This window comes from Allostreptomyces psammosilenae, from assembly GCF_013407765.1.
Taxonomy (GTDB): Bacteria; Actinomycetota; Actinomycetes; order Streptomycetales; family Streptomycetaceae; genus Allostreptomyces; species Allostreptomyces psammosilenae.
This window is the reverse complement of record NZ_JACBZD010000002.1, coordinates 1193048-1200000: the sequence shown is the minus strand read 5'-3', so window position 1 is coordinate 1200000 and position 6953 is coordinate 1193048. Positions and strand designations below refer to the sequence as shown.

Genomic DNA, 6953 nt, shown 5'->3' with positions numbered 1-6953 from the left:
TGCTCAGACCTCCACGACGACCGGGAGGATCATCGGGCGGCGGCGGTAGGTGTCGGACACCCACCGGCCGATCGTGCGCCGCACCAGCTGCTGGAGCTGGTGGGTCTCGGCCACGCCGTCCTGGAGGGCGCGGGCCAGCGCCTCCTCCACCTTGGGGACGACGGCGCCGAACGCCGCGTCGTCGATGCCGGAGCCGCGGGCCTGGATGTGCGGTCCGCCCACCACCTTGCCGCTGGTGGCGTCCACCACCACGAAGACGGAGACGATGCCCTCGTCTCCGAGGATGCGGCGGTCCTTCAGCGAGGTCTCGGTGACATCGCCGACGCTCAGCCCGTCGACGTACACGTAGCCGGCCTGAACCTTGCCGGCCACCCGTGCCACGCCGTCGACCAGGTCGACGGCCACGCCGTCCTCGGCGAGCACGATCCGCTCCTTGGGCACGCCGGTCAGCTGCCCGAGCTCGGAGACGGCCCGCAGGTGGCGCCACTCCCCGTGCACCGGCATCAGGTTGCGCGGCTTGCAGATGTTGAAGAAGTACAGCAGCTCGCCGGCGGAGGCGTGGCCGGAGACGTGCACCTTGGCGTTGCCCTTGTGGACGACGTTGGCACCCCACCGGGTGAGTCCGTTGATCACCCGGTAGACGGCGGCCTCGTTGCCCGGGATGAGCGAGGAGGCGAGGACCACGGTGTCGCCCTCGACGATGCGGATCTGGTGGTCCCGGTTGGCCATCCGGGACAGCGCCGCCATCGGCTCGCCCTGGGAGCCGGTGCAGATCAGGACGACGTCCTCGTCGGGCAGGTCGTCGAGCGCCTTGACGTCCACCACCAACCCGCCCGGCACCCGCAGGTAGCCCAGGTCGCGGGCGATGCCCATGTTGCGGACCATCGACCTGCCGACGAAGGCGACCCGGCGGCCGAACTCCTGGGCAGTGTCGAGGACCTGCTGGATGCGGTGCACGTGACTGGCGAAGCTGGCCACGATGATCCGGCGCTCCGCCTTGCTGAAGACCTGGCGCAGCACGGGGGTGATGTCCCGCTCGGGGGCGATGAAGCCGGGCACCTCGGCGTTGGTGGAGTCGCACAGCAGCAGGTCGATGCCCTCCTCGCCGAGGCGGGCGAAGGCCGGCAGGTCGGTGAGGCGGCCGTCCAGCGGGAGCTGGTCCATCTTGAAGTCGCCGGTGTGCACCACCATGCCGGCAGGGGTGCGCAGCGCGACCGCGAGGGCGTCCGGAATGGAGTGGTTGACCGCGACGAACTCGCAGTCGAAGGGGCCGATCCGCTCCCGCTGCCCCTCGGTGACCTCCAGGGTGTACGGGCGGATGCGGTGCTCGGCGAGCTTGGCCTCCACCAGGGCCAGGGTGAGCTTGGAGCCGATCAGCGGGATGTCGGCCTTCTCCCGGAGGAGGTAGGGCACGCCGCCGATGTGGTCCTCGTGGCCGTGGGTGAGGACGATGCCGTCGATGTCGTCGAGGCGGTCCCGGATGGAGGTGAAGTCCGGGAGGATGAGGTCGACGCCGGGCTGTTCCTCCTCGGGGAAGAGGACGCCGCAGTCGACGATGAGCAGCCGGCCGCCGTACTCGAAGACGGTCATGTTGCGGCCGATCTCGCCGAGGCCGCCGAGCGGGGTGACGCGCAGGCCGCCTTCGGGGAGCGGTCCGGGGGCGCGGAGGTCGGGATGCGGGTGGCTCAAAAGGTTCTCCTCACCACACGCGCCATGTGCCCCGTCTGGACACATGGCGCGTGTGAAGTCCGTGTGCGGTTCGCGTACAGGGTCGTGCGGGATTCGCCCGACCGGAACCCCCGGTGGGTTCGGTCGGCCCCGGGCGGCGTGCGTCGCGCGGGACGCGTCGTCCGGGTTCGGGTGCTCGGTGCACCCAGCGTCTGTGGTTCCCGTGGCCGGGGTGGGCGCCGCCGCGGCGCCGCGACCTCGCTGGTCGCCGCGCCGGTCCGGTCGCGCCCGCCGCGCCGGCCACGGGAAGGGTTGTCTCCTACAGGTGTACCCCGCCGGCGGCGAGATCGCTCCTCAGCTGGGCGATCTCGGCGTCGGTGGCGTCCACCAGGGGCAGCCGCACGGGGCCCGCGGGCAGGCCCTGGAGGGCGAGGGCGGCCTTGGAGGTGATCACGCCCTGGGTGCGGAAGATGCCGGCGTAGACCGGCAGCAGGCTCTGGTGGATCTCGCACGCCTTGACGACGTTGCCGGTCAGGAACGCCTGGATCATGTCGCGGATCTCGGGGGCGACGACGTGGGCGGCGACGCTCACGCAGCCGACGGCTCCGATGGAGAGCAGCGGCAGGTTGAGCATGTCGTCGCCGGAGTACCAGGCGAGGCCGGACTGGGCGATGGCCCAGCTGGCCCGGCCGAGGTCGCCCTTGGCGTCCTTGTTGGCGACGATGCGGGGGTGCTCGGCCAGCCGGACGATCGTCTCGGTGCGGATGGGCACGCCGGTGCGGCCGGGGATGTCGTAGAGCATCACCGGCAGGCCGGTGGCGTCGGCGACGGAGACGAAGTGCTGGTAGAGCCCCTCCTGCGGGGGCTTGTTGTAGTAGGGGCTGACGACCAGCAGCCCGTGCGCCCCGGCGCGCTCGGCCGAGCGGGCAAGTTCGACGGTGTGCGCGGTGGCGTTGGTGCCGACTCCGGCGACGACGAACGCGCGGTCGCCCACGGCCTCCAGGACGGCCCGTACGAGCTGCTCTTTCTCCACGTCGCTGGTGGTCGGCGACTCGCCGGTCGTGCCGTTGACGACCAGGCCGTCGTTGCCGGCGGCCACCAGGTGGGCCGCGAGGCGCTGCGCGCCGTCGAGGTCGAGTGCGCCGTCCCGGGTGAACGGCGTGACCATCGCGGTAAGGACCCGCCCGAAGGGGGTCTCAGGTGTGGAGGTCGGAGCCATGTACACAACGCTACCTGGCCGTGGGCCGGGCGCGGCGCGCAGGATGGCGTGGCGGGCGGCGTGCGGGGGCCGACCGGGGGCGCGAGGGGGCGGCGGGGGGAACGCGAGGACCCCGGTGCCGCCTGCTCGGGGGTCCAAGCGGTACCGGGGTCCAGGACCCCACCGTAAGCGAGTTGGTATTTTTCCCGCAAATCGGACAGAAGGTGATCCGTGCTGGTGAGGGGCGGGGCGGGGCCCCGGGTGGCGGCCCTCAGACCTTGCGCCACCCCGGGATCCAGGCGCCGTCCTCGACGGTGTAGTCGCCGAAGAGCGCCGGTGCCTCCTTGACCATGAGGTCGCCGACCAGACCGAACAGCAGTCGGATCTCCTCCTCCGCGCCGGGCGCGGTGCGGTTCTCGATGACGTGACGCAGCGTGCGCACGTTGGCCGTCCAGACCAGGCCGGTGGCCACGCCCTCGGGGGCGAACCGCCGCATGAAGCTGGTCTTGTGCTTCTTCTCCTTGAACGGCACGCCCTCGTCGTCCAGGCCGAAGTGGCCCGCCATCCAGCCCTGGAACTCCTCCATGCGGGCGAGCAGCTCCTGGGCCCGCTCCATCAGCTCCTCGTCCTGCCGGGCCCACTCCGGGAACCAGAACGGCAGGTCGTCCAGGCGCACGAAGCGCAGCGACTCCTGCGAGATGGCCACGCCCACCCGGTGCCGGACCAGCTCATGGGTGGCCACCCGGCTGACGTTGTGCAGCACGAAGCTGAAGTTGAGGTGCTCCAGCACCGAGCCGTGCGCGCTGGCGAGGATGTTGCGCAGGTAGGCGGTCTGGTCGGTGCGCACCCGGGTGACGTTGGGGTTCAGGCCCGGTTCCCAGGAGCGGTAGCAGATCCGGCCGGCGAACTCGGCGAGGTTCTGCGCGTCGTCGAGCTGCCCGCGGTCCAGGCGCTCCAGCCAGCCCTCCCCGCCGACCTCGTGCAGGTAGGCCGCGACCTCGTCGTAGTCGAGCTCGGGGCGGGCGATCAGGTGGACCTGCGGCTGGACCTGCTTCAAGGCTTCCGTCCTGCGGTGTCGTGGTGGGCTTCGGCGGGATGGGGGCGGCAGCGGCGTCCCGACCGGAAAGTGTCGCACGCGGCGCCGGGGCGGGCGGCCGGGCGGCGCGTGGGATCAGGCCCGGCGGGAGGCACCGCCGCTGGTCAACGCCGCCTCCCGGGGCCGGATGCGGGGCGCCGGGGCCGGCCGGGGAGGGCCCCGGCGTGTGATGGACGGCACGCGCATAGGGAGCCATTCCGGGCACAAATGGACCGGGGGTGTCGTTGGACCTCTCGCCGGGGAGGATGCCGACGGCACAGCGGACGCACGTCGTGGCGGGAGGTGGCGAGGAGCGATGAACGGTCGTGACCAGGGCGGGGCGGAGCCGCCCACCGGTGCCACGGGTACCACCGGTGCCTCCGCCTCCGGAGGTGCCGGCAGGGGCTTCCGGGACGTCCTGAGGGTTCTGGGACAGGTGGGGTTCGCGCTGGTGATCGTGTGCGGGCTCGTGGGGTCGGTGTTGCTGGCCCGCCCCGCGCTGACCCGGCCGTCCGAGCCGGCGGCCAACTCCTCCGAGGTCGACGTCAGCGACGTCACCGATGTCACCGGGCAGCTGACCGGGCAGGTCGACGACGGGCGGCTCAGCCCGTAGTCGGGTCGAGCAGGCCGGTGAAGTAGACGGTGTCGGCTCCGAACGACGGGGCGACGCTGATCCAGTAGCGTCCGCCGGGCTCCCCGGCCGTCTCGAACTCGTACTCCAGGACGGTGCTCCCGCCCGGTCCCAGGGAGCCGCCCGGCCGGGTGCTCAGCCGGGTGAGGTCGCCGCCGCCGTCCTGCCACTCGGCCATCGCCCGGACGTAGGACGAGGAGATGTCGACGGTGCCGCCGCCCTCGTTCACCAGCAGCACGCGCACCGAGACGGTCGGCACCGAGCCGCCGTCGCCGGTCCCGATCGAGCCGATGCCGGCGGGCTGCGCGGTGACCACCAGCCCGGTCCCCGGCACCGCGACCTCCGTCCCCACCGGTACGGCCGTCTCCCGGGAGAGGCCGTCGGCGCCGCCCCCCGGGGCGGGGGACGAGGGCTCCGGGCCCGCCGCGCCGCCCACCGGATCGGGGGGTGCCGCGGACGGATCCCCACCGGCTTGCGGAGCTTCCGGTTCCGCCTGACCGCCGGATTCCGCGCCGGCCGGTCCCCCGTCCGCGGGCGCCGGCGGCTCACCCGTGGGGAGGGCAGGCGGCGCGGCCACCGGTGGGCTGCCCACCGCCGGCTCCAGGCCCCCGTTCTCCACGAAGCCGACCACCTGGACGAGCAGCCAGAGGGAAACAGCGCAGGCAACAGCCCCGCGCACCACCCTGCGCCACAGCGGCTCGCGCCCCTCGGCGCCCTCCGGGTCGTCCTCGCGCAGCCACTCCGGAAGGGCGCCGCCGAGGTCCTCGCCCGGCTCCCGCGGCCCGGTGGCGGAGCCCCGCGCCATGTGCTGCGCCATGCCCACTCCCCTACGACGCTCCTGTGTGCCCGAAGTCTTACCACGCGGTCTTCGACGGCGACCGCTGGCCGACATCCTCGTGCGGCATCATGCCCCGATCACCCCGCCGACGGCAGGCGGGAACGTCGCTGCCCGGCTCCGCGTCACGCGGGGGCGAACGGGGGTAGCAGCGCCGGTGGGGAGGCCATGGAGTGCGTCAGCAACGAGGAGAGAGGACAGGGGGAGGGGTAACGATGGAGACCATCCACCGCCAGCCGGGCGGCCCCACCGTCGCGGGCGGCGGGCAGCGGGTCCCGTGCGCCACCGCGACCGACCAGCCGGCCGCGGCCGGGCCGTGGGAGCGCCGGGCACACACCGTCCGCCCCATGGTGGAGGCCGACGTGGAGCAGGCGCTGCACGTCCGGCACGACGCCTGGCGGGGCGCGTACGGCGGCATCCTGCCGCCGGCCTACCTGGACGCGGTGATCCCCGACGAGGAGTCCCTGGCCCGGGCGGTGCGCGAGTTCCGCACCGGCCATCCGGGCCGGCACCGGCTGGTGGCGGAGCTGGACGGCCGGCTGGTGGGCCTGGTGGTCGCCGGCGTGCCGCGGCCCACGGCGCCGTCGGCCAGGCTGCCGCTGCCGGCCGAGCGGATCGGCGAGGTGCTGTCCCTGCAGACGGTGCCCGCGGTGTGGGGCAGCGGCGTCGGCGACGACCTGCTGCGGACCGCCCGGGAGCTGATGGCGCGGGACGGGCGGGACGTGTGCACCCTGTGGGTTCTGGAGGAGAACACCCGGGCCCGCCACTTCTACCGGCGGCACGGTCTGCGGCCCACCGGCGACGAGCAGGTGAGCCGGATGGGCGGGCGGCGCATCCGCCAGCTGCGCTACGCGGACGCGGAGGCCGTGCTGCCCGCTCCGCGCGAGGAGTCGACGGAGCGCTAGGGTGATCATCCTACCGGCCGGATGATCACATATGTCTTGGTCCGGGAGTGGCGATCGAGCGACCGACCGACGTAGAAGTGGTGACTCACTCCGTGGTTTCCCTCCTTCCCCCCGCGCCCCAGCGCACCCTCCTGCACGACCAGTGGAACCGCCCCTACGCCCCCGGCCCCTGGCGGGTCGGCGGCGCGGCGTTCCTCGGCGTGCTGGCCTCCTACCTGCTGGTGGCCGGATTCACGCTGGGCATGGTGGGCAGCGGCCCGGTCCTGCCGCTGGTGCTGGCCGTGCTGCTGCTGGCCGCCGGGCTGCGGCTGCTCCGGGTCGGCGTCTGGGTGTCCCGCGCGGGCGTCCGCAGCGTCGCCCTGCTGCGCACCACCACCGTGCGCTGGACCGACCTGGTGGACGTGCGGGTCGAGGACGCCTCCGTCCCGCTGCTGGGCCTGCCGCGCCGGGTGCGCGGGCAGGCGCTCGTCCTGGTGCACCGCTCCGGCCGCCGCACCATCACGGTGCTGACCGACCAGGGGGCCGACTTCCTGCGCCGGGCGGACGCCTTCGCCGACGCGGCGGACGTGCTCTGCGAGCGCGCCGCCGCCGGCCTCGGGCACGCCCCCTAGGCGTGCCGCCGACCGGGAACCCGGCCCGCC

7 protein-coding genes are annotated in these 6953 nt (G+C 73.6%); 3 read left to right on the top strand and 4 right to left on the bottom strand.

Annotation, left to right across the window (positions count from 1 at the left end; all coding sequences use genetic code 11):
• Positions 1-3 precede the first annotated feature (3 nt).
• The 3 genes from FHU37_RS27245 to thyX all read right to left on the bottom strand — a co-directional run bounded on the left by FHU37_RS27245 (position 4) and on the right by thyX (position 3923).
• Complete coding sequence (locus tag FHU37_RS27245; RefSeq protein WP_179817273.1) at positions 4-1689, bottom strand: ribonuclease J; 1686 nt, start codon at positions 1687-1689, stop codon at positions 4-6.
• A 298-nt stretch (positions 1690-1987) separates the two neighbouring features.
• Positions 1988-2887: a 4-hydroxy-tetrahydrodipicolinate synthase gene (gene dapA, locus FHU37_RS27240; protein ID WP_179817272.1), complete on the bottom strand. Its 900-nt coding sequence runs from the start codon at positions 2885-2887 to the stop codon at positions 1988-1990.
• A gap of 250 nt (positions 2888-3137) precedes the next feature.
• On the bottom strand, positions 3138-3923 hold the full coding sequence (thyX, locus tag FHU37_RS27235) for an FAD-dependent thymidylate synthase (RefSeq protein WP_179817271.1): 786 nt from the start codon (positions 3921-3923) through the stop codon (positions 3138-3140).
• Between the two features lie 334 nt (positions 3924-4257).
• Here thyX and FHU37_RS27230 point away from each other — a divergent pair, with 334 nt between their 5' ends.
• Positions 4258-4554, top strand: coding sequence for a hypothetical protein (locus FHU37_RS27230; protein ID WP_179817270.1), 297 nt, complete (start codon positions 4258-4260; stop codon positions 4552-4554).
• On the opposite strand, the gene FHU37_RS27225 is transcribed toward FHU37_RS27230, so the two are convergent.
• Complete coding sequence (locus FHU37_RS27225) at positions 4544-5389, bottom strand: hypothetical protein (RefSeq protein ID WP_179817269.1); 846 nt, start codon at positions 5387-5389, stop codon at positions 4544-4546. The two genes, FHU37_RS27230 and FHU37_RS27225, sit on opposite strands and share 11 nt — an antisense overlap.
• Positions 5390-5622: 233 nt before the next feature.
• Between FHU37_RS27225 and FHU37_RS27220 the strand changes: the two genes are divergently transcribed.
• A complete protein-coding gene (locus FHU37_RS27220; RefSeq protein ID WP_179817268.1) occupies positions 5623-6312 on the top strand; it encodes a GNAT family N-acetyltransferase in 690 nt (229 codons plus the stop codon).
• Positions 6313-6404: 92 nt separating this feature from the next.
• Entirely contained in the window at positions 6405-6923 is a 519-nt protein-coding gene (locus FHU37_RS27215) for an SCO5741 family PH domain-containing membrane protein (RefSeq protein WP_179817267.1), read from the top strand.
• Positions 6924-6953: the final 30 nt, after the last annotated feature.